The sequence below is a fragment of the Micromonospora sp. NPDC047548 genome (assembly GCF_040642975.1).
GTDB lineage: Bacteria > Actinomycetota > Actinomycetes > Mycobacteriales > Micromonosporaceae > Micromonospora.
In genome coordinates, this window is record NZ_JBEYTI010000038.1 from 15,209 (window position 1) to 35,009 (window position 19,801).

General features: G+C 68.2%; 20 protein-coding genes and 2 pseudogenes. 12 read left to right on the forward strand and 10 right to left on the reverse strand.

Translation table 11 applies throughout. The features are described from left to right. Positions 1-8 precede the first annotated feature (8 nt). The gene (locus ABZ807_RS26685) at positions 9-1,043 is read right to left on the reverse strand and encodes a prenyltransferase (protein WP_357163495.1); all 1,035 of its coding nucleotides are present in this window, start codon (positions 1,041-1,043) and stop codon (positions 9-11) included. A gap of 219 nt (positions 1,044-1,262) precedes the next feature. Here ABZ807_RS26685 and ABZ807_RS26690 point away from each other — a divergent pair, with 219 nt between their 5' ends. Further along, positions 1,263-1,709, forward strand: a complete 447-nt coding sequence (locus ABZ807_RS26690; protein WP_357163498.1) for a hypothetical protein — start codon at positions 1,263-1,265, stop codon at positions 1,707-1,709. 98 nt (positions 1,710-1,807) lie between these two features. Continuing rightward, positions 1,808-2,215, forward strand: coding sequence for a hypothetical protein (locus tag ABZ807_RS26695; RefSeq protein ID WP_357163501.1), 408 nt, complete (start codon positions 1,808-1,810; stop codon positions 2,213-2,215). Between the two features lie 331 nt (positions 2,216-2,546). Here ABZ807_RS26695 and ABZ807_RS26700 read toward each other — a convergent pair whose 3' ends face one another. Together ABZ807_RS26700 and ABZ807_RS26705 are read right to left on the reverse strand one after the other, a co-directional pair. Then, the gene (locus ABZ807_RS26700) at positions 2,547-2,672 is read right to left on the reverse strand and encodes a hypothetical protein (protein ID WP_357163504.1); all 126 of its coding nucleotides are present in this window, start codon (positions 2,670-2,672) and stop codon (positions 2,547-2,549) included. Positions 2,673-2,708: 36 nt separating this feature from the next. Further along, positions 2,709-2,972: pseudogene (locus tag ABZ807_RS26705) on the reverse strand (hypothetical protein); the annotation flags it as partial. Between the two features lie 134 nt (positions 2,973-3,106). On the opposite strand from ABZ807_RS26705, the gene ABZ807_RS26710 reads away from it, so the two are divergent. Then, complete coding sequence (locus ABZ807_RS26710) at positions 3,107-4,300, forward strand: transposase (RefSeq protein ID WP_357163507.1); 1,194 nt, start codon at positions 3,107-3,109, stop codon at positions 4,298-4,300. Here the strand turns inward: ABZ807_RS26710 and ABZ807_RS26715 are convergent. Both ABZ807_RS26715 and ABZ807_RS26720 read right to left on the reverse strand, forming a co-directional pair. After that, positions 4,275-6,728 (reverse strand): metallophosphoesterase, encoded by a 2,454-nt coding sequence (locus ABZ807_RS26715; protein ID WP_357163510.1) that lies wholly within the window; start codon positions 6,726-6,728, stop codon positions 4,275-4,277. The two genes, ABZ807_RS26710 and ABZ807_RS26715, sit on opposite strands and share 26 nt — an antisense overlap. 425 nt (positions 6,729-7,153) lie before the next feature. Beyond that, on the reverse strand, positions 7,154-7,372 hold the full coding sequence (locus ABZ807_RS26720) for a GNAT family N-acetyltransferase (RefSeq protein ID WP_357163513.1): 219 nt from the start codon (positions 7,370-7,372) through the stop codon (positions 7,154-7,156). A 35-nt stretch (positions 7,373-7,407) separates the two neighbouring features. Here ABZ807_RS26720 and ABZ807_RS26725 point away from each other — a divergent pair, with 35 nt between their 5' ends. Continuing rightward, on the forward strand, positions 7,408-7,773 hold the full coding sequence (locus ABZ807_RS26725; RefSeq protein WP_357163515.1) for a hypothetical protein: 366 nt from the start codon (positions 7,408-7,410) through the stop codon (positions 7,771-7,773). Positions 7,774-7,813: 40 nt separating this feature from the next. Here ABZ807_RS26725 and ABZ807_RS26730 read toward each other — a convergent pair whose 3' ends face one another. The 3 genes from ABZ807_RS26730 to ABZ807_RS26740 form a co-directional block, all read right to left on the reverse strand. Beyond that, entirely contained in the window at positions 7,814-8,842 is a 1,029-nt protein-coding gene (locus ABZ807_RS26730; RefSeq protein WP_357163518.1) for a ScyD/ScyE family protein, read from the reverse strand. Between the two features lie 468 nt (positions 8,843-9,310). Beyond that, entirely contained in the window at positions 9,311-9,562 is a 252-nt protein-coding gene (locus tag ABZ807_RS26735) for a hypothetical protein (RefSeq protein ID WP_357163521.1), read from the reverse strand. Further along, a complete protein-coding gene (locus ABZ807_RS26740; RefSeq protein WP_357163524.1) occupies positions 9,559-9,846 on the reverse strand; it encodes a DivIVA domain-containing protein in 288 nt (95 codons plus the stop codon). Before ABZ807_RS26740 ends, ABZ807_RS26735 begins: the two co-directional genes overlap by 4 nt. Positions 9,847-10,109: 263 nt before the next feature. On the opposite strand from ABZ807_RS26740, the gene ABZ807_RS26745 reads away from it, so the two are divergent. The 8 genes from ABZ807_RS26745 (at position 10,110) to ABZ807_RS26780 (ending at position 18,551) form a co-directional block, all read left to right on the forward strand. Further along, positions 10,110-11,000: a helix-turn-helix transcriptional regulator gene (locus tag ABZ807_RS26745; protein WP_357163527.1), complete on the forward strand. Its 891-nt coding sequence runs from the start codon at positions 10,110-10,112 to the stop codon at positions 10,998-11,000. After that, positions 10,993-11,211 (forward strand): DUF397 domain-containing protein, encoded by a 219-nt coding sequence (locus tag ABZ807_RS26750; RefSeq protein ID WP_357163530.1) that lies wholly within the window; start codon positions 10,993-10,995, stop codon positions 11,209-11,211. The genes ABZ807_RS26745 and ABZ807_RS26750 overlap by 8 nt, the downstream gene beginning before the upstream one ends. A gap of 317 nt (positions 11,212-11,528) precedes the next feature. Continuing rightward, positions 11,529-12,350, forward strand: coding sequence for a carbohydrate ABC transporter permease (locus ABZ807_RS26755; protein ID WP_357163534.1), 822 nt, complete (start codon positions 11,529-11,531; stop codon positions 12,348-12,350). A 23-nt stretch (positions 12,351-12,373) separates the two neighbouring features. Further along, positions 12,374-13,648, forward strand: a complete 1,275-nt coding sequence (locus ABZ807_RS26760) for a sugar ABC transporter substrate-binding protein (protein WP_357163537.1) — start codon at positions 12,374-12,376, stop codon at positions 13,646-13,648. After that, positions 13,645-14,658 (forward strand): ABC transporter ATP-binding protein, encoded by a 1,014-nt coding sequence (locus ABZ807_RS26765; RefSeq protein ID WP_357163540.1) that lies wholly within the window; start codon positions 13,645-13,647, stop codon positions 14,656-14,658. Before ABZ807_RS26760 ends, ABZ807_RS26765 begins: the two co-directional genes overlap by 4 nt. Before the next feature lie 65 nt (positions 14,659-14,723). Then, entirely contained in the window at positions 14,724-15,536 is an 813-nt protein-coding gene (locus ABZ807_RS26770) for a sugar ABC transporter permease (RefSeq protein ID WP_357100395.1), read from the forward strand. A gap of 30 nt (positions 15,537-15,566) precedes the next feature. Beyond that, positions 15,567-16,022, forward strand: coding sequence for a hypothetical protein (locus ABZ807_RS26775; RefSeq protein ID WP_357163543.1), 456 nt, complete (start codon positions 15,567-15,569; stop codon positions 16,020-16,022). A 141-nt stretch (positions 16,023-16,163) separates the two neighbouring features. Continuing rightward, positions 16,164-18,551: a glycosyl hydrolase gene (locus ABZ807_RS26780; RefSeq protein ID WP_357163546.1), complete on the forward strand. Its 2,388-nt coding sequence runs from the start codon at positions 16,164-16,166 to the stop codon at positions 18,549-18,551. Between the two features lie 171 nt (positions 18,552-18,722). Here ABZ807_RS26780 and ABZ807_RS26785 read toward each other — a convergent pair whose 3' ends face one another. Both ABZ807_RS26785 and ABZ807_RS26790 read right to left on the reverse strand, forming a co-directional pair. Then, positions 18,723-19,205 carry a transposase gene (locus ABZ807_RS26785; RefSeq protein ID WP_357163591.1) on the reverse strand — a complete coding sequence of 161 codons (483 nt, stop codon included), beginning with the start codon at positions 19,203-19,205 and terminating at the stop codon, positions 18,723-18,725. Continuing rightward, a pseudogene (locus ABZ807_RS26790) lies at positions 19,182-19,700 on the reverse strand (DUF4254 domain-containing protein); the annotation flags it as partial. The gene ABZ807_RS26785 and the pseudogene ABZ807_RS26790, both read right to left, overlap by 24 nt. Positions 19,701-19,801 lie beyond the last annotated feature (101 nt).

The window sequence follows — 19,801 nt, forward strand, 5'->3', positions numbered from 1 at the left end:
GGGCCAGCTCACCCATCGGCGGTTTCACCGAGCGGCTTGGCGCGGTCGACCGTCCGTGGTGTCGCCGCCGATGCCGCTCGTCGGCGGTCGCGGCCGACGCGAGTGGGCGCGTGGTGCGCCAACCACAGTCGGTGGGCAAACAGGACGCCGTAGCCGGTGAGGACCGCACCGAGCGCGGCCAGGGCGCCCGGGCTGGCGGACCGTCGCGCCGCATCCAGGATCACGCCGAGCATTGCCGCCGCCACGATCAGTGACACGTGGTTCGATGCCCAGAACACCACCGGTGTCATGCGCCTGGGTTCGAGATCACGCATTGCGCCGCCGCGGAGCTGCCTGACAAGCCATACCGACAGCGGCGCGGTAGCGGCCATCGCGGCCCAGACCAGCCACGGTACCCAGCCGAGCACGGCGAAGGCGGTGAGCATCGCGTACGCGACCGGCTGCGCGCCGACAATCAGGTTCACCGCCGGCTGATAGCCGATGATGACCGGCAGGGTGCGCTTGCCGACGGTCGCATCCGATCGGCGGTCACCCAGATTCATCACCATCATCCGCGCCACCTGCAGCAACGCGGTGGGTGCCAGCACAGCCACCAGCAGCATGGGTACGGTGCCCGCCTGGAGCATCGCCGCGACGGCGGGCCACAGGCCGTTGAGGATCGCGGCGACGGTCACCTCTCCCGCGCCTCGATAGTTGAGCTTCATTGGCGGCGCGGTGTAGAACCAGGCCAACACAACGGCCGCGGTGGCGAGCACGCGTGCCTGCCAGGACGGCATGGCGGCCATCATCAGCATCGACGCGCTCAACAGGACGAACCCGGCGCCGAGCGACACCACGGGCGCCACCAACCCGTCCACCAACGCTCGGCTGCCACCGGTCCACGGGGTGAAGTAGACGTTCGCGCGGTCGGCGTCAAGATCGAAGTACTCATTGCAGTAGTGCGTCATCACATGGACCGTCCACGCGAACAGTTGCGCGACGGCGTACCACGTGAGATCGAGCGGATAGCCCTGGTGTACCGACACCGCTACGGCGAGACCCACCGGCAGGAGGTTGTAGAGCAGGAAGCGTAGTCGGGCGAGTCGGAGGAAACCGCTCCAGCGAGCCCGGTCACGCTCAAAGAGTGGTGCAGGCGGCCCTGGCCGGATCAGTACGTCCCGAACTGTTGTGCTGCAAGGCGGTTGCAAGCGGCGGAGGAGATCATCCAGCCTGCGGCGGCCGTGACGGGCCGCCGTGCACACACAACAAAAGGGAGCACCGCAGTGAATCTACGACGCATCGTGACCGCGTTGGTCGCTCTGGCCGCCACCATGACGGCATCGGCGGTGATCGCCAGCCCGGCCCAGGCGTACGCGGGACCGCACTACTGGATGTACACCGACGACGGCAATCCCGGTGGCCGCGTGGACTTCTGGCCCGACGGGGACATCGTCCAGGTCTGCGACATCCAGGCCGACGGCGCGCACGTGAACGTCGTGCTCCATGACATCTTCACCGGCGCCGGGTACAGCGTCAAGGCGTCCGGCAACGGCAACTGCACCACCCGGCGGGCCAGCATGGGCGGCGCCTATGACCTCAACGAACGTTCCAGCAGCCGGGGCTGTTACCTGTTCAACATCCGCCTGTGGGACGACATTCACTACGTCTCCGGCAGCGAGGACAAGGCCGCCTGGTGGAACGACAACGCCGCGAAGCGGTCCGACTGCTGAGCAGTGATGTGACATACCCTGCGATCTGGGTTGATCTCGAAGGAGCGCCCGGAACACGTTCCGCCCCCGGCAAGCACTCGACGACAAGAAGGAGCACGATGGCCAAGCGACAGTGGTCCACCATGGCAGTCATCGCAGGCGCCACCCTCATGGTGGCCTTATCCGCGCAGCCGGCTCAGGCCAGCGGATCCGTGTGCACCGTGCGGTACGACAACAATTTCTGCTCGGGCGAAGTCACGTTCGCGTCGAGTGGCGAGATCCTCAAGGTTCTCGATCTCAGGGCGGATGGCCACGGCGTCAAGGGATACCTCCAGCAGTACTACGACTTCAGCTGGCATTGGGTCACCCCGTCCAGCGGTCTCTACAACGGGTACGGCAACGGCTGGACAGCGGTACACGACTACGAGATTCCCGAAGGCAGGGACGTACGCTACCGGGTCTGTCTCACCGATGGCGCCAATGGCTCTCCGTATGCCTGCAGCGCCTGGGCCGTCGACAGCGCCTGACCCGCTTCCCACCGAAGGGACACGGTGCGTATCGCCTCGGCGTCCATGGGGCCGGTCCAGGCGTCTGACGGGCAGTCACATCGCGGACCAGCCCACCTGACGTAGCGTCGTCGTCCCGAACAGCAAAGAGCGCTCTACCGGATACCCGCAGCAGCAGGCCGGGTAGCCGGAGGGAGTTTCACCCTCCGGCTACCCGGCCCTGGGCCCTGGCCGATGCGTCTATCGTCACCGGCAGTCCATCAGCGGAAACGACCGCTGTTGGCCCTTCCTTGTGAACACGTCCGGGGGCGGGCCGGGCGGCCGGCCAGGGTGCAGGGCCCCGGCAAAGTCCTCAGGTGATGCCGAGTAGGGCCAGTGGTCGGTTGCTGTCGCGGGCGTGGTGGCGGTTGGCGGCGGCGATGTTGGTGACGCCGGTGAGGCGTAGTGCGCCGACGGCGGCGTTGCGTAGGGCTGCCATGACCTGGGGTCCGGTGCCGGTGCGGATATGGGATCGGTCTTCGTCGTAGGTGGCGTCCCGAACCCAGTGGACCTTGTTCTCGATCGACCAGTGACCACGGATCCAGGCGGCGAGCTGCTCCGGTTTGGCCTGGTGAACGAGCAGGTCAGTGATCGCGTAAACGGTCTCGGTCCTGAAGCGATTCGGCTGATCGAGCCGGCGCGTAGGGCGGTGTAGACGTCGCGGACGATGTAGCGCTTGAGGCAGCGGAGGATCTCTCGATGCCGGCGCCGGGTTGCTGCACCGACTGACGTCGTATATGCCGAACCTCGAGCGGTACGTGGTGGATCACTCCTCCTCCCCGAGCAGCTGGGAAAGGCGAAAGTGCCTGCCGCACAAGGGAAAATGGTGATTGCGACATCTACCAGGATCTCTTGCGAGAAGGCACTTCCGACGTGCGTGAGCTTACCGGATGGTCGAAGGACCTGCGTGTCACGGCTGACGGTGACGGGGTGGTGGCGATGGTCGGGGTGGCGGGTCTGCGGATGCTCGCGGACCGCACGGGCCTGACCGCGGGCATATCGAGGGTGCTGACCAAACCGGGCTTCCACCCGGTCCACGACCGGGGTCGGGTTCTGACCGACATCGCGTGTTCGATCGCCGCTGGCGGCACCGACGTGTACGACATCGAGGCGCTGCGGGCCCAGGCTGCACTGTTCGGACCGGTGGCTTCGGACACCACCGCCCTGCGTGCGCTGGGTGAGATCAGCGACGGTGGCCTGCACCGCATCGACACCGCGCGGGCGGCGGCTCGCGCGCATCTGTGGAGCCTGCTACCGGCTGGCGTGCCGCAGGCGATCTACGCCGGCGACCTGAGCATGGGCGACACGATCGTGCTGCGCGTGGATGGCACCATCACCCTGGCCCACTCCCGCAAGGAACACGCCGAAGCGACGTTCAAGAAGACGTTCGGGTTCCACAGCCTCGGCGTGTGGATCGACAACACCGGTGAACTGGCCGCCCTGATGCCCCGCCCCGGCAACGCCGGGGCCAACACCGCCCAGGATCTGATCGAGGTACTGCATCAGGCGATCGCACAGGTGCCCGCCGGCCGGCACGACGACCTGCTGATCACCAGCGACGGGGCAGGCGCCTCCCACACGCTTATCGACTGGCTGCACCGCCTCGACCAGACGCCAGGACGGCGGGTGGCCTACTCGATCGGGTTCGACGTCGACGAGCACGTCCGCCCGGACATGCAACCGCCGACCCGACGACTGGTGGGCCCCGTGCCTGTCCAACACCACCGGCGAGGTCATCGACGGCCTTCAGGTCACCGAGATCACCGACCTGCTCCGCGAACGGCTGACCGGCCTGAAAAACCTCGCGATGGTCGCTTCCGAGATCAACGACCGACCCCGCAAGATCCACGGTTGGAAGAAACCCTCCGAGATATTCACCGAACTCGTCGAGGCGAATGCTTCCACCGGCTGAACCCGCCCGGCGTTGAGACTGGTGGAGGCGAGCGGGCGTTTGTAGCACCAGAGCGGCTGGGGCGTCGGGTGGTTCGGGGCGGCGCCGGCGGTGCGACGCCGCCCCGAACCGAGGCGGAACTATTCCCGTCTACCGGGAGGCGAGGAACTCGTTGATGGCGATGGTGACCTGCGAGCCGGTGGCGTGGCTACGCACGATGGACATCACCCGGTCGTGCAGGTCGGTCTCACCGAACCGGTCGTAGGTGTCGGAGATGACCAGGTCCAGCCAGGGCCGCTTGATCGGTCCCGGCTTTCCCTCGGTGGGCTTCGCGAAGAACCGGGCGAGAGCGTCGGCGATCCCGCGCTTCGCCGCACCGACCTGCTCCGGCAGGTCGCCCTGCCGGTCGGCCGGCACCTGATCCAGGTTCGCCGTCGCCTCGGCGAGGTCGGTGACGGCGGAGTCGATCTGATCGGTGTTGTTCAGCTCGGCTGCGGCGATCCGGTCGAGCAGGTCGCGGGCCTGGACGAGGAGTTTCACGATCGCCAGCCGCTGGTTCAGCGCCGCGACCTGGGTAGCGTCGGTGACCTTCGCGATGGCTGCCTCGGCTGCCGTGATCGTCTGTGCCGACGGGTTTGCCTCGGCGACGGTGACAGCGTCCTGGGCCACCTTCAGCAACTGTGCCTGGTTGTCGGAGAGTTGCACGCTCATCGAGCCGATGATGAGGGGCAGGTTGTTCGCGCCCACGATCCGCATGTCGGCGTTGCCGTTCTGCCGATTGCGGAACATGACCTGCGGCAGGTCGAGTGTCACGTTCTGCCAGGTGTTGACCATCGCGGCGGTGATGTTCACTCGGGTCGTGCTCTGGTACGCCGACCCGGTGGCTGCGGAGTCGTACTGCAGGACGAACGAGCCGGCGACCGGGGAACGGTACTCGATGGTGGCGGTGGCGTCGTACGGGCCGCCGGTGAGGTAGCGGTCGTCGACGGCGAGGTAGAGGTTGTTGCCGGAGTTGAACGTGTTCCTGTCGATCTGCAGGGCGCGCCGACCGTCGACGACGATCTCGTGCGCGGGGCCGCTCTCGTACGGAATCCAGGTCAGCCCGTCGGGCTCATCGGAGAAGTCCATCGAGACCCGGGTCACCGGGTGAGCCGGTGGCACCACGTCGATGCGCACCGCCGAGATGGCGAGCGGAAGGTTGGCAACCGCGTTCAGCCGCAGGTCCGCGCCACCGTTCTGCCGATTGGTGAACCGGATGTCGGGGATGTCGACGGTCGCCGTCTGCCACTGGTTCACCTGGCCGGCGCCGATCGTCACCGCCGTCGAACGCTGGTAGGCCGAGCCGCTCTGCTGCGAGTCGTACTGGATGGCGAACGAGCCCGTGACCGGAGAGCGGTAGCTGATCGTGGCCTTCACCGCGTACGGCCCGCCGGAGATCGCCGCGTCATCGACGAACATGTAGAGCTGGTTGGCGCCGCCGAAGGGATTCTTCTGCAGCTCCAACGCCCGGCGGCCGTCGACCTCGGTCGTCACGAACGGGGCGTCCTCGTAGTCCTTGTAGGTCAGCCCGTCGGCCTTGTCCGCCGCGACGTCGAACGAGACCGTGTACCGGTTCGGGATCGGGCTTCCGCCCGGGCCCGGGTCAGGGTCGACCCAGTCTGACCGCTCGGCCAGGTACGCCCGGCCCTGCGCGTCCTTCTTCAGCAGGAAGTAGTAGTCGACGGTGCCTGGCAGGGACAGATACTCCGCCTTCAGCGAGTCCGGGGTCACTGTCAGCCGCATCGCCCCAAAGTGCGTGGCATCGCGGAACTTGCTGCCCGGCGCGACGCCGAACAGCGGGGTCAGGCCGGCGCCGCCGTTGCCGGAGATGGCGATGTTGTAGCCGTCGGCCGTCTCGATGTGCTCCGCGTGGTGATCGTGGCCGGCGAGGATCAGATCCACGCCCGGCGTCATCAGCCAGGAGCGGTCCAGGTTGTTGCCGGCCTTGCCGGAGGAGTAGATCGGCTGGTGGCCGCCGACGACCTTCCAGGCGGCCGAGCTGTTGGTGAGCGTGTTGCGGTACGCGTCGTAGATCGGCGGCTTCGAGCTGCCCGTCGCCGTCTGGCAGTTGGCGTCGGGGTTGACGAAGTCGAGCAGTCCGTTGCCGAGGCCGGCGACGAAGGCGGCCGGAACCTTGAAGTAGTCCAGGCTCGGCCGGACGCTCTCCGGCGAGCAGCCGTTGCCGTAGTCGTGGTTCCCCATGATGGGGAACAGCTTGCCGGCGTCGATATCCGCCTTGTACGGCGCCTGGGCCTTGACAACCTCCTCGGGTAGGCCCTGCTGGTACGTGTTGTCGCCGGTGGTGAGGATGGCTTCTGGGCTCCAGGAGTGGACCATGTCCGCGACCTGGTACTCCTCGGCGCAGGTCCGGTCAGCGCCGCAGCCACCGTAGTCCCCGATCACGGCGAGGACCAGGCGATCCTGGGGCGGGTGATTCGCATCGACCGGCGGGGTGATCCGCTGAAGCTCCCCACCGACCGCGCCCGCCGCGGTGGAGAGCCCCGCCGACAAGATCAGCGCAGCGACCGATGACAGTGTGATGCCGAGTTTTCGTTTGACTAGCAAGCCCAGCTCCTTGTGTCGCGGTCAACAAGGCCGGAGGCTAGGCGGTTGGGGTGATCGCCCGGTGAACCCGAAACAAACCGGAACGGGCTCGCCCCGGACCAGGCAGACAAATGTCCTAACCGATGCGGTCACGGCGGCTCCCCCGTGGAGCCCTTTGGTTACGCCCGCTCGCCGATGCCGCCGACGTGCACTCAGCTATGCCGCGCGGGGCCGGGCCGGCTGCCGGCCCACGACCGCCACCTTCAACGGTCCGTTGTTCCGCGGCAGCCCTCCCGGCTCCCCGCTCTCAGCGCCAACCGGCGGGCGCCAGGCGTGACGGCCCCAGAGCGGCTGGGGCGCGTCCAGGCGGCGGCGGTGGGCTTGGTGGCGCGGTGGGCATGCCGGCCAGTAGCGCCGCGCAACCGGCCGGCCCGCCAGGTGCGCCGTCACGGCGTCAGGTGCTTCTCGAACCAGTGGTGGGCGTAGTGCTCGGTGTTGTATGCCTCGGTCCCGCGGTAGCCGGTCGAGCGGTACATCGCGATCGCCTCGGAGAGGTGGCGATTGGTGTCCAGGCGGACGGCGGTCCAGCCACGCTCGGCGGCGTATCGTTCCAGTTCGCTCAGCATGCGCCGGCCGATTCCGAGTCCGCGCACGGTGTTGGACACCCAGACGCGCTTGATCGGCGGGCGACCCTCGGGTCATGGCCCTGGCCGGCGCCCTGACCACCTGCGTGCACGCCGTCACCGGTCTGTCCAACCGGAGCCTCCGCGCCCTAATGACCGGACTGCTCGGCGCGCCGTACTCGATCGGCCAGGCCAGCTACGACCTACGACGGCTACGACTCAAAGGCCTCATCACCCGCCAGCCACACTCCAACACCTACACCCTGACCCCAGACGGCCTCCGCTTCGCGATCTTCTACACCAAAGTCCACAACCGGGTCCTCGCCCCGCTGCTGGCCGCCGACCAACCACCCGCACCGCCGCCACTGCGCCAAGCGCTACGCACCATCGACCAGCGCCTCAACGACTACCTCGCCCAAGCGCGCCTACCCGCCGCCGCGTGAAACCTGGCTCAACCGTCGAACCCCTGAAACCAAGCGAACGCTAGGCGTCTCCGGTGTCGCGCACTCGCAGCCGCAGCACCTCGCCCTGGCCAACCAGGGTGCCCTTGTTCGAGATGTAGATCGTGCCGTCGTGAGCGACCGCCAAGCCGGTGGGCGTGACGAGGCCCGCCCGGGCGAGTTCGACACGCGAGCCGTCACGTTCCACCCTGATCAATGCGCCAGTCGGGTCACCGCTGAACAGGCCGTTGGCTGAGATCTCGAGGACCAGCAGTCGGCCCTTGTGGTCAAAGGCGATGTCGACGACGTTCGTGAAGCCCTCGGCAAAGACGGTGGGCGCCTGACCAGGCACGACGCGCCACACCTTCGCCCCGCCGACGGGGAACGGGAATCCGGTCAGCTGGCCGACGTAAAGCGCCCCGCCGGGACCCGTCGTCACCGTGGTCGGCACGAACTGCATCGGGATGTCCGGTCCGCCGAACGGACTCGGAGTCGGCGTCGTCGGGAAGACGGCGAGCGTGGAGATGCGACCCCGGCGGTCGAGACGCAGCAGGTCGTTGCCGCCCGCGTCGGTCACCACCGCACCATCGCGGTACGGCAGGAGACCGTACGGATTGCTGTCCGGTCCAGTACCGGGCTGGTCCTGGTCCGGGTTGTGTGCCGCCTCGTACCCAGCCAGGTCGGCGAAGGCGCTCGTGCCCGAAGGCCCGAACCGCACGGTCTGACCGATGAGCGCCCCGCCGGGACCCAGCCGGGCGCGGCGCTCCGGGTCCGTGCCCAGGCCGATGGTGACGAGCGGGCCGGCCTTGGTCAGCGCGATGTCGTGCGGTCCGAGGACCTCGGACTGGTTCGCGGTGCCCAGTGACGGAAGTCCGGTCACGACGCGCTCCTGGTGGCGATTCCCCCAGACAGCCGTGACCGCGCCCGTGTCGCCGAGGCAGAACGTCTGGCCCTGCCCGCCGATGATGCATGGTCCCTGGCCGCCTCTGCCGGCCTCGGCGACCAGCACCACTCCCCCGGGCGCCACAGCGAGCCCCCTGGGATTGTCGAGCCCGGTGGCGACCACCGTCATGCGGTCGGCGCCGGCCTTGCCTGTGACCGCCGTCGCCGCGCTGGGTGCCGACGCGACGACGAGTCCGGCGACGGCGACGGCAGCGCTGGTAGACCGGAGCGTGAGCCTCACCATTCGATGTCCTCCCGCGGGTTCTCTGGACCGTGGCGTATACATCGGTGACAACTGCCGATGACGCTGACGGGATGTGGGTCTTGGGCCGCTCACGGTGTCGGGCGTGCGACCGCCGAGGTGGCCGGGTGTGCCGAACGATGCGCAGGGACACCGCACCACTTCTGGGCGGCGGGAGCAGCGCAGCCGCATGCAGCAACCGCACCGTTCACCGCAACGGGCTGCTCCCAAACTGCTCCCACTGCCTCGACTGCTTGCCGAGAACGCGGGAAGTGCCGTCGGGCGCTATGACACCGGCTCGAAGCGCGGGAAGGAGACGTACACCGGGTCGCTGTCAACCTCCCGGTAGACGCCCGGTCAGCGGCGCAGTCGGCGGGCGCAGGGGCCGTCGTGGTCGGCGCGGAGCAGGCAGCGCCGGCCGCCGGGCAGCAGCAGGTCGCAGAAGACCCGATGCCGTACGTTCTGGTGGTCCTCCGCGGACACGGTGGTCTCCCCCGGGTCGGCCTGCGGCAGCACCAGCATCCACCGGCCGATCACCCGGGCCAGGCGCTGCGCGGCGGGCAGGTCGGCGGCGACGACCGGCAGGTGGATGACGTACCGCTGGGTCATGCCTCACGGCCCTGGTCGGCGTGGGTGCGGGCCTGGTCGGACTGCCAGCGGCGCAGCGCGTCCTTGATGACGGCGGTCTCCCGCCGGCTCGCGGCCAGGGCCGCGTGGGCGGCGGCCAGCTCGCCGGCGACCCGGTCGAGGAAGGCGTACACATGGTCGGGCTCCAGGCCGCGGCGCCCGAGCCCGACCAGCTTGAAGCGGCGCTCGCGCACCTGCCACGGCAACAGCGAGGTGTACGGCGTTGCCGTGCCGACATGGGTCGGCCGTTGGTTGCGGACGTTCATCTGCTGCCTGCCTCTCTCGTGGAATGGAAGGGGTGGGGCCACCCGCCCTCCCCGCACGTGCGGACCCACCCCGCCCTGCCACCGCAGCTACCGATCAGCGGTACGGCACCAGGGCTTGTAGTCATCGTGTGACAGTGCGAAGTAGAAGTGCAACGTTCCACGGCAGAATTCTTGGCAGAGGCATTGACTTTCTTTATCGCTACGGGTAGCTGTTACATGGGCACGTTACGCAGTGTTGCGGAATGGAATCAAGGAGTGCTCGGGTGACAGAGGACGTCGGATCGACCGTGCCGCGCCGGCAGCTCGGGCGGCTACTGCGACAGTTCCGCACCGAGGCGGGGGTGACCCTCGACGCCGCCGCCGAGGCGCTCGAATACAGCCGGCAGAAGATCTGGCGCATCGAGAGCGGTCTGGGGCCGGTGCGGGTGCTCGACGTCAAGGCGATGTGCGAGCTGTACCACGTGTCGGCAGAGATGACCGAGGCGATGCGGGGGCTGGCCGCGGAGACGAAGTCCAAGGGGTGGTGGCACGCGTACGGGGACGCGGTGCCGAGCTGGTTCGAGTTGTACGTCGGCCTGGAATCCGCCGCCGCGACGCTTCGCCGCTACGACGAATCCCTGATACCCGGGCTGCTTCAGACCCGGCAGTACGCGCAGGCCATCTACCGGCTCGATCGGCCTGCATCCAGCGAGGAGGACCGGGAGCGAGCCGTTGAAGTGCGGCTGCAGAGGCAGTCCCTCCTGACCCGCCGACTGCCGGGGGCTCCGCAGGTGCACCAGATCCTCTCCGAGGCAGTCCTTCGTCGGGTCGTTGGCGGGCCGAGGGTCATGACGGCTCAGCTCCGACGCCTGCTAGAGGTAGGCGATCTGGCAAACGTGTCCGTCCGGGTCCTGCCGCTGTCTGCGGGCCCGCCGCCCGGGGCGGTCGCGGGATCCTTTGTGATCCTCGACTTTCCCGCTACCAAGGGTGGTCGAGCGGCGCCCGAACCATCCGTCGTCTACAGCGAGTCGCTCACGGGAGCGCTGTACCTCGACAAGCCCGACGAGCTGAGCGCCTACGAGGGCGCCTGGCGGGGTGTAGCAGCCCTCGCACTTGATGAGGGAGAATCCAGGGACATGATCAAGAGGATCGTCGGGGAGCTGCAGCATGACTGACCTGTCCAGTGCCAACTGGCGCAAGAGCACCCGCAGTGGCGGCAACGGCGGCGACTGCGTCGAGGTCGCCACCAACCTCCCCGGCATCGTCGCCGTACGTGATTCCAAGGACAGTCTGGGGCCGGCTTTGGCCTTCACGCCCGAGGTCTGGGGAGACTTCGTCATCGCCGTGAAGGGGCATCATCTTCACCCTGGCTCGGTTCGCTGGTGACTGAACCGGCCTTCCGGCTGGCGGCTGCGCTCGTGGGACTCGCCCTGCTCATCCAGTCGAGCACGACAGGCGTAGGAGCTGCCGCCGTAGATCTTCAACATGTGCCCGATGATCGGCGAGCTGCCAATTCGTAGGTTTGGCAGAGCCGCCTGGTAGCTTCTGACAGGCGCAGAGGCTGGCGCGGTGTCCATCGGCGGCGGTCAGCCAGCAGGCGCAGACGCGCACCTATGTGACCGCTGGCAAGAGAGGCTGGTGTGCGTTTGTGGACGCGCGTTCCCGGGTCGCGGCGTACGGCTGGGACTTGCGGGATTCCTCGCGTGCTTGGGCGCTTTGTCGTGCCGGCTCTGTGCGCGGCGCTGTTCGCCGCTCCGCTGTGGTTCATGGTGGTTGGCTCACTTCGACCCGCCGGCCTGCCCCCGCCACGCACGCTCGAACTCTTCCCGCCCGAGCCGACGTTGGCCGCCTACGCTCGGCTACCCAGGCTGATACCCCTGTTCACCTACCTGGCGAACTCGGCGCTGGTCGTCGCGCTTGCCGTTCCGTTGACCGTCCTCGTCGCCTCGCTGACCGGCTTCGGTCTCCGGTTGCTCACGCCGGCAGCCCGGCGGCGGGTGGTTCTCGGTCTGCTGGTGGTACTCCTCGTGCCGGTTACCGGGGTCTGGGCGACACGCTTCGAACTGTTCCGACTGGCCGGCGTGGTCGACACCTACGTCCCGCTGCTGGCCCCGGCGGCGCTCGCCGGCAGCCCGTTCCTCGTGCTGCTGTACGTCTGGAGTTTCGGCGGCATACCGGACACCCAGCTCGGGGCGGCCCGGCTGGAAGGCGCCGGGTGGCTGACAATCTGGCGCCGGGTGGCCCTGCCCCAGGTACGTCCGGCGACCATGGCGGTGGCGGTCCTCGCCTTCACCTTCCACTGGTCCAACTTCATCGACCCGCTGCTGTACCTGCACAACGGTGATCGCTACACCTATCCGCTGGGTTTGCAGTTCCTGCGCCTGCTGAATCCCACCGACTGGCCGCTGTTGATGGCTGGCTGCGTGATCGCGACCGTGCCGTGCGCGGTGGTGTTCCTGCTGGCCCAACGGATCCTGTTGAACGACAACCCGTTGACGGCATTGAGATCTGGAGGACGCCGATGACTGGACGCGGTGTACGGCGGTGGGTGGCGCTCGCCACCGCGGCCCTGATGATCGGCTCGGGCGCCGGCTGCGGTGGCGCCCGTCGCACGGACGACGCGGCGGGAATCACCGTGGTGTTGACGGGCAACGCCGAGGAGATAGCCGGTTACCGGAGCCTGGTCGCGGCCTTCGAGAAGAGCACTCCCGGCGTCGACGTCACCCTCTCCCCGGTCGCCACCCAGGACGAACTGATGGCTCGGTTGACAACGTCGTTCGCCGGCGGGAATCCCCCCGATGTCTTTCTGTTGAACTATCGCCGTTACGGCCAGTTCGCGGCGCAGAAAGCGATCGAGCCCGTCCAGCCCTACCTGGACGGTAGCAAGGTGCTGAAGGAAAAGGACTTCAGCCCGCGAGCTCTGGAGGCCTTCCGCTTCGACGGGGAGAAGCTGACCTGCCTTCCGCAGAACATGTCCTCCCTGGTCGTCTACTACAACGCCGACCTGTTCGCCAAGGCGGGCGTCCCGCTGCCGCAGGCGGGTTGGAGCTGGGCGGACTTCCTGTCGGCGGCGCAGGCACTGACCGGCGCCGGCACGTACGGCGTCGGCGTGGCGCCGTCGATCGCCCGGGTCGCGCCGTTCGTGTGGTCCAACGGTGGTGAACTCGTCGACGACACGCGCCAGCCCGCCGCCCTGACCCTGACCCACAACACGGCCACGCGCAAGGCCCTCGACTGGTTCCTCGACCTCCAACTGGTGCACCATGTGGTGCCGCCGGACGCCGAGGAGCAGAGCGAATCAAGCGAGGCACGGTTCCTGCGCGGCGGCTTGGGCATGTACCTGAACAGCCGGGTGGCGGTGCCGACACTACGCACCATCAAGGGCTTCGAGTGGGATGTGGCGTCACTGCCGGTGGCCCCAGGAGGCGTACCAGCCTCGATCCTGCACAGCGACGCCTACTGCATGAGCGCGGGCCGGTCAGACCACGGTGCCGCCTGGCGCTTCATTGAGTTCGCTATGGGAGTACAGGGCCAGGAAATTCTCGCCGAGTCGGGCCGCACGGTGCCCTCCCGCCTCGACGTCGCCAACTCCTCCGCCTTCCTCGCCGCGAATCGGCCCCCACGCTCGTCGCGGGTCTTCCTGGACGCCGAGCCGCACCTGCGCACCACACCACGCACTGCCACCTGGTCACGAGTGGAGCGCGAGGCCGACAAACTCCTCGAAGAGGTGTTCTACGGACGGGTTGGGCGCGAGGAAGGACTGCGCCACCTGGAGGAGCAGATTCGCCCACTCTTCGCCCTTCAGGTAGGAAGCGGCCGGTGAGCACCGAGCACCGCGCGATCCGGCTGGAGTCATTGGCCAAGTCGTACGGAAAGGTCACCGCCCTCGACGGCATCGACCTGGAGGTCCGGGTAGGTGAGCTGGTGACCCTGGTCGGACCGTCGGGCTCGGGCAAGTCAACCATCCTGCGCCTGATCGCCGGGCTGGAACGACCCGACGGCGGCCGGATTCTCGTCAACGGTCAGGATGTCAGTCCCCTCCCGCCGCACCGACGCGCGGTGGCGATGGTTTTCCAGGATTACGCGCTCTACCCGCACCTGACCGTGCGCGGCAATCTGCTCTTCGGACTGCGGGTGCGCCGGGTCCGACGCGGCGAGGCCGAACAGCGGGCGCAGCAGGCCGCCGAGCGCCTGGGCATCACGGACCTGCTCGACCGCTACCCCGACCAGATGTCCGGCGGGCAGCGCCAGCGGGTCGCCCTGGCCCGTGCTCTCCTGCGCGAGCCCCGCGTCTACCTGTTCGACGAGCCGATGGCCAGTCTGGACGCTCCGCTGCGATTCGCCACCCGCGCCGACCTGCTGGCCCTGCACCGCGAGCTCGGCACCGCGACGATCTACGTCACGCACGACCAGGCGGAGGCGATGACGCTCGGCGACCGGGTGGCTGTGCTGCAAGCCGGGCAGGTGCGCCAGGTCGGCAGGCCGCAGGAGGTTTACGACCGGCCGGCCGACACCTTCGTCGCCGGTTTCCTCGGCAGCCCACCGATGAACCTCGTCCCGGGTGGGGGTGTGCTGGGCGGCACGGCCGGCCTGACACTCGGCGTACGGCCGGAGGATCTGGCTCTCGACGCCGAAGGGCCGCTGGAGGCCACAGTCGAGGCGGTGGAGGCGCTGGGCAGTGAGGCGATCGTTCTCACGCGCTGCGCGGACGGTACCCGGTTGGCGGTACGAACCGGGCCGCGGCCGGGTATGCGGCCGGGCGATCGGGTACGCCTTCGCCCTGACCCGAGCCGAATCCACCGCTTTGATGCCGACAACCGGCGATGCCGGTGAAGACCGGCCGGGCCAGACGTCCCCTCACCGCGTGGGCGTTTCTCGCGCCGTACACCGTTGCGGTCGTGTTGCTGATCGCGCTTCCCGCCCTGCTCAATGTGGGCTACGCCTTCACCGACCACACCGGGCTCACCCGCGATCCACAGTTCGTGGGCCTGGCCAACGTCCGTCGCCTGCTCTCCGACGGCTTCCTGCTCGACAGTCTGCAGGCGTCGCTGTTCCACGTGGCGCTGGCGGTACCGGTCCGGCTGCTCGCCGCCGTGGGGCTCGGGCTGCTTCTGGCCGCACCGCGCCCGGGTGGTCGGTTGTTCCGGGCCGCTGTCTACCTGCCGACTGTCATCCCAGACGTGGCGCTGGCGGTGCTGTTCCTCTGGGTGCTCAACCCGAGGTACGGCCCGCTGAACCAACTCCTCGGACTGTTCGGCCACCCCGGCTACACCTGGCTGGCCGATCCGACCACCGCGCGGATCGGGGTCGTCCTCATGCTGGCGTTCCCGATCGGGGAGGGGTTCATCGTGGTCCTCGCTGCACGCCGCCTGCTGGACGGCCGGCTGTACGAGGCAGCGGCGCTGGAGGGCTGCGGCCCGTTCGGTCAACTTCGGCGGCTCACGCTGCCGCTGCTCGCACCGGTATTGGTGCTACTCGCGGTCCGTGACACGATCCTCACCCTGCAGGTCAATTTCGTCCCGGCGTACGTCCTTACCGATGGTCGGCCCGCCAACGCCACGCTGTACCTGCCGGTCTACATATTCGACCAGGTCTTCGAGTTCTCCGGCTTCGCCTATGGCTCGCTCATCACGATCATGCTCATGGCGGTCACCGCGGTCATCATCGCCCTGCAGCTGCTGATGGTGCGGCGCTGGCGCGTACTGCGCTGAGCGTGACATCCTGCTTCGGTGAGAGTCCGGGTGGTTGCCCTCGTAGTCGCGCTCGCGTCGCTCGCCGGCTGCGGCGGCACGAACTCACACCGCGGCACCGATCCCGCCCGGGCGATGCTCGCGAACCTGCCAAGCTGCGACCGGGTACCACTCAACGACGATCCCGAGATCAGCGCCGATGTCACCGGGCTGGTGCTGCCCCAAGGCGCCCGGGTCACCTCGGTGGTGGAGCAGGGCGTGCTGACGACCGTTGAGGCCACCCTCCGCATGACCCCACTGGACGTACGCGTGCACTACGAAAACCGCGACGACATCGACCTGCTGCGCGCCGAGGACGAGACCTTCGAGGCCGAGGTGCTGATACGCACGCCGCAGCGACGGATGTACCTGCGGGCCGGCGCGCTCTGCGCGGACGGCACGAGCCTGACCGCGGTGGTGGGCCCGGACTCCGACGAGGCGGGGCTTCCGCAGTTCCACAACGACTAGGCACCGGATCAGCTCAACAGCTGTCCTAACCCGACAATCCGAATCCCGTCAGATGCTTGGTGACGTTTGTCGCCACTGTGTCTAACGTGCGTACGGACGACCGGCCATCCCGGTCGCGTCCCACGCACAGGGAGATCCTGCATGAATCCAACCCTCCTGCGAGGTCGTCGCGGCCTCACGGTGGCAGCAGGCCTGGCGCTGCTCACCGCGGTCGCGCTGACGGCGTCCCTAACGTCCGCCAACGGCCAGGAATCGTTGGCCACGAGCACGCCGACCGGGCCGATGGAGCTGCCCGATGAATGGATGACCGCCCAACGGCTCAGCGACGGGAGCACGGAACTGTCCGCGGCCAAGTACGGCAAGGCACGCGGTGAGGCGAACCAGCTCGCCGCGCACACCCGCAGCGTCTACCGCAACCTGGCCGAACGGAACTGGAGCTTCTTCGGCCCGACCAACATCGGCGGCCGAGTGGTCGACATCGCGGTGGACCCCCAGGTCGAGGATCAGATCTTCATCGCCGCCGCCTCGGGGGGCATCTGGAAGTCCAGCGACACCGGTGCGACGTTCACCGCCGCGTGGCCGGGCAGCTCGGGCCAGAGCATGGGTGCGGTCGCCATGACCAGCGACGGCGTGCTCTTCGCCGGCACCGGTGAGCCGCAACCGGGCGGCGGCTCGATCACCTTCGGCGGCGACGGCATCTACCGCTCCCCTGACCGAGGTGCAACGTGGCAGCACGTCGGCCTGAAGGACAGCCACGCCATCGCCCGCTTCGCCATCGACCCGAGCAACGAAGACCGGATCTTCGCCGCGGCGACCGGCAACCTGTTCGTCCCCGGCGGTGAGCGGGGCGTCTATCTCTCGGAAGACGGTGGCGACACCTGGCGCCAGGTCCTCGCCGCGCCGAACGACACCACCGGCGCGACCGAGGTGGTCATCGACCCGAGCAACCCGGCTCGCATGTATGCGGCGATGTGGGACCACCGGCGCGAGCCGCACGAGCGCACCTACGGCGGCCCCGGCTCCAGCATCTGGCGTTCCAACGATGGCGGACAGACCTGGCAGCGAATGACCAACGGCCTGCCCACCGACGCCGACCAGGGCCGATGGGGGTTGGCGGTCGCCCCGAGCAATCCGCAGCGCCTCTACGCATACGTCGGCACGGCCGTCGGCCCGTTCCGCGCGTTCTACCGCTCGGACGACGGCGGCGACACCTGGACGCAGACCCCGGTCACCGCCAACCAGGCATCCCAGTCCACCTTCAGCTGGTGGTTCGGCAAGATCTTCGTCGACCCGAAGGATCACAACCACGTCTTCCTCGCCGGAGTCAACCTGATGCGCTCGACCAACGGCGCCCAGACCTTCTCCTCTGTCGGCGGCCCGCACGCCGACCAGCACGTGCTGCGGTGGGACCCGAAGACGCCCAACCGTGCCTACCTGGGCAACGACGGCGGCTTCTACCGGTCCGACAACAACGGCGCGAGCGGATGGGTGAAGTCGACCCACGAGCCGTACACCCAGTTCTACACGGTGGATGTCGCGGAGACCGATCCCGTGCTGAAGGTGGGGGGCGCCCAGGACAACGGCTGCAACCGCGGCTACAACGGTCCGGGTGGCGCGTGGAACGCCATCGGCTGTGGTGACGGCCTCCAGGTGATCATCCACCCCGAGAACCCGAACATCGTCTTCGGGTGCAGCCAGTACGGCGCCTGCTACCGGTCGGAGAACGCGGGTGGGGCACCTCGTCAGAGCATCAGCACCGGCCAGACGGTGTCGCAGCGGCGCAACTGGCTGACGCCACTGCAGTTCGACCCGAGCGACCCCAACGTCATGTACTACGCCGGGAACATCGTCAACCGGTCGACGGACAACGGTCGTACGTGGAAGGCGATCAGCCCGGACCTCACTGGTGGCGGTCCCAACGACCCGGCCGGCTACCCGTGGGGCACCATCAGCACGATCGCGGCCGCCCCGACGGACGGTAACAAGCTCTACGTCGGCACCGACGACGGCCGCCTGTGGTGGACCGACGACCTCGGGCAAAACTGGAACCGGGTCGATCAGGCGCAGCTCCCCGGGACGTGGGTGACCCGGGTTGCGGTGCACCCGAAGGACAAGAACATCGCCTACGCCACGTTCTCCGGCTTCCGCTCCGGCAGCAATCGCCCGCACGTGATGGCGACTGACGATGGGGGCCGCACCTGGACGGACATCGGCCGCGGCCTGCCCGACGCGCCGGTGAACTCCGTGGTACCGACCTCGGACGGGCTGCTGCTGGTCGGAACCGATGTCGGGGTGTACGTCTCCGGATGGAACGGCGGCGAGTGGGCCTCACTGGGCGCGGATCTGCCGAATGCGGCCGCGATGTACATGCGCTACCACGAGCCGACCCGCCAGTTGAGTGTGGCCTCGTTCGGTCGGGGCATCCACGACCTCACGGTACCCCGGTGCCCCGCGGCCTCGACCAAGCTCCCCTTGCCCGCGCCGGGCGTCGGCGTCGTAGGGGCGCTCGCCTCGTGCCGAGCGGGATAGCGATTTCGACGTAATTGGGGGCGGGGATCTGGAGGCTTGCCTCCGATCCCCGCCCTCACCCTGTGCTGCCGTCCACCGACGGGAGCCCGGGCCGCCTGTCGACGACGGGTGAAAAATGGATCTGGCCCACTTTCGTTGATCGAGATTGGACCCTGGGAACGCCGATGCGGCTCATCGGGCGAGGAGCACGCGTTTGCGGAGCAGGTCAAGCTTGGCGCGACCGAACATCTGCCGTTTCAACATTTTGATCTTGTTGACGGTGCCCTCGACAGCGCCAGAGCTGTACGGCAGCGTCAGCCCGTTGCGGACCGCGTCGTAGTCCCGCTTCAATCCAGCGGTGAATGAGTGCAGGTCGGGCTGGTCGTCGGCCTCGACCGCGTGGATCCACGCGTCGAGGCGGTCGCCGTGGCGGCCGGTGAGCATCTCAGCGAACGCGGTCACGTGCGCGGCGAGGGCGTCCAGATGGCGACACCGGTCGCGTATCTGGTTGAGTTTGACCTGCTCGTCAGCGTCGAGGCTGTCGGGGCGGCGCAGCAGCCAGCCGGTAATCTGCCGCGCCTTCGGCGGTGTCGGGGCTGCCGGTGCGGTCCCATGGGCGCGCAACGGGCGCAGGTAGTTGCGCAGGGTGCGGCGGCCTTCATGAATGTCGAGCACAAGGGTGTCGAAGGCTTCGGTGAGTTCGGTGAACTGCTGGAGCGCCAGCGAAGGATCGACGTCGCGCAGGTCCAGCTGGGCGGTCTCCGAGAATCTCCTCCACCGAACCCATGCGATGGCCAGGCGGTCGATCACGGAGCCGATGGTCTCGGTGTGCAACGGTGCCCCGCCCGGAGGCTGGACCACCTGCTCAAACCAGGAGTCAATCTCACCAATGAGAGCGACGCGAGTGGCATTGAGGCGGTCAATCGATCTCTTGGCTGCAGCCACAACGTGGTCGTCAGCGGATGGGTCGCGCGAGATTGTCTCCGCCGCCCATTGATCGCGGTGATGCGAGGCGAGCCGGGATGCCGCATAAAGGGGCACCGCCCAACCCACTGGCGGAACCTGTTGGCGGCCACCGAACGTACTGGTGATCATGTCTGAGCCGGGCAGCGGTGGACAACGCTGCTGGTCAGGGGTGCTTGGTAAGTCACCGACGGAATGGAGGGGCATGGTTGAGCCTCCTTTGATCCTCCGCAGGTCTTACTGCGGGTGGCGGCCAGTGCTGCGGGCGGGGACAGCCGAGGTGACCATCGGCATGAGGGCTTCCTGTG

Coding starts and splice junctions, on each gene's coding strand:
- ABZ807_RS26695 (WP_357163501.1), top strand. CDS start 1,808: ATGGCCAAGCGACAGTGGTCCACCATGGCAGTCATCGCAGGCGCCACC.
- ABZ807_RS26700 (WP_357163504.1), bottom strand. CDS start 2,672: ATGGCAGCCCTACGCAACGCCGCCGTCGGCGCACTACGCCTCACCGGC.
- ABZ807_RS26725 (WP_357163515.1), top strand. CDS start 7,408: ATGGCCCTGGCCGGCGCCCTGACCACCTGCGTGCACGCCGTCACCGGT.
- ABZ807_RS26730 (WP_357163518.1), bottom strand. CDS start 8,842: ATGACGGTGGTCGCCACCGGGCTCGACAATCCCAGGGGGCTCGCTGTG.
- ABZ807_RS26735 (WP_357163521.1), bottom strand. CDS start 9,562: ATGACCCAGCGGTACGTCATCCACCTGCCGGTCGTCGCCGCCGACCTG.
- ABZ807_RS26740 (WP_357163524.1), bottom strand. CDS start 9,846: ATGAACGTCCGCAACCAACGGCCGACCCATGTCGGCACGGCAACGCCG.
- ABZ807_RS26750 (WP_357163530.1), top strand. CDS start 10,993: ATGACTGACCTGTCCAGTGCCAACTGGCGCAAGAGCACCCGCAGTGGC.
- ABZ807_RS26780 (WP_357163546.1), top strand. CDS start 16,164: ATGAATCCAACCCTCCTGCGAGGTCGTCGCGGCCTCACGGTGGCAGCA.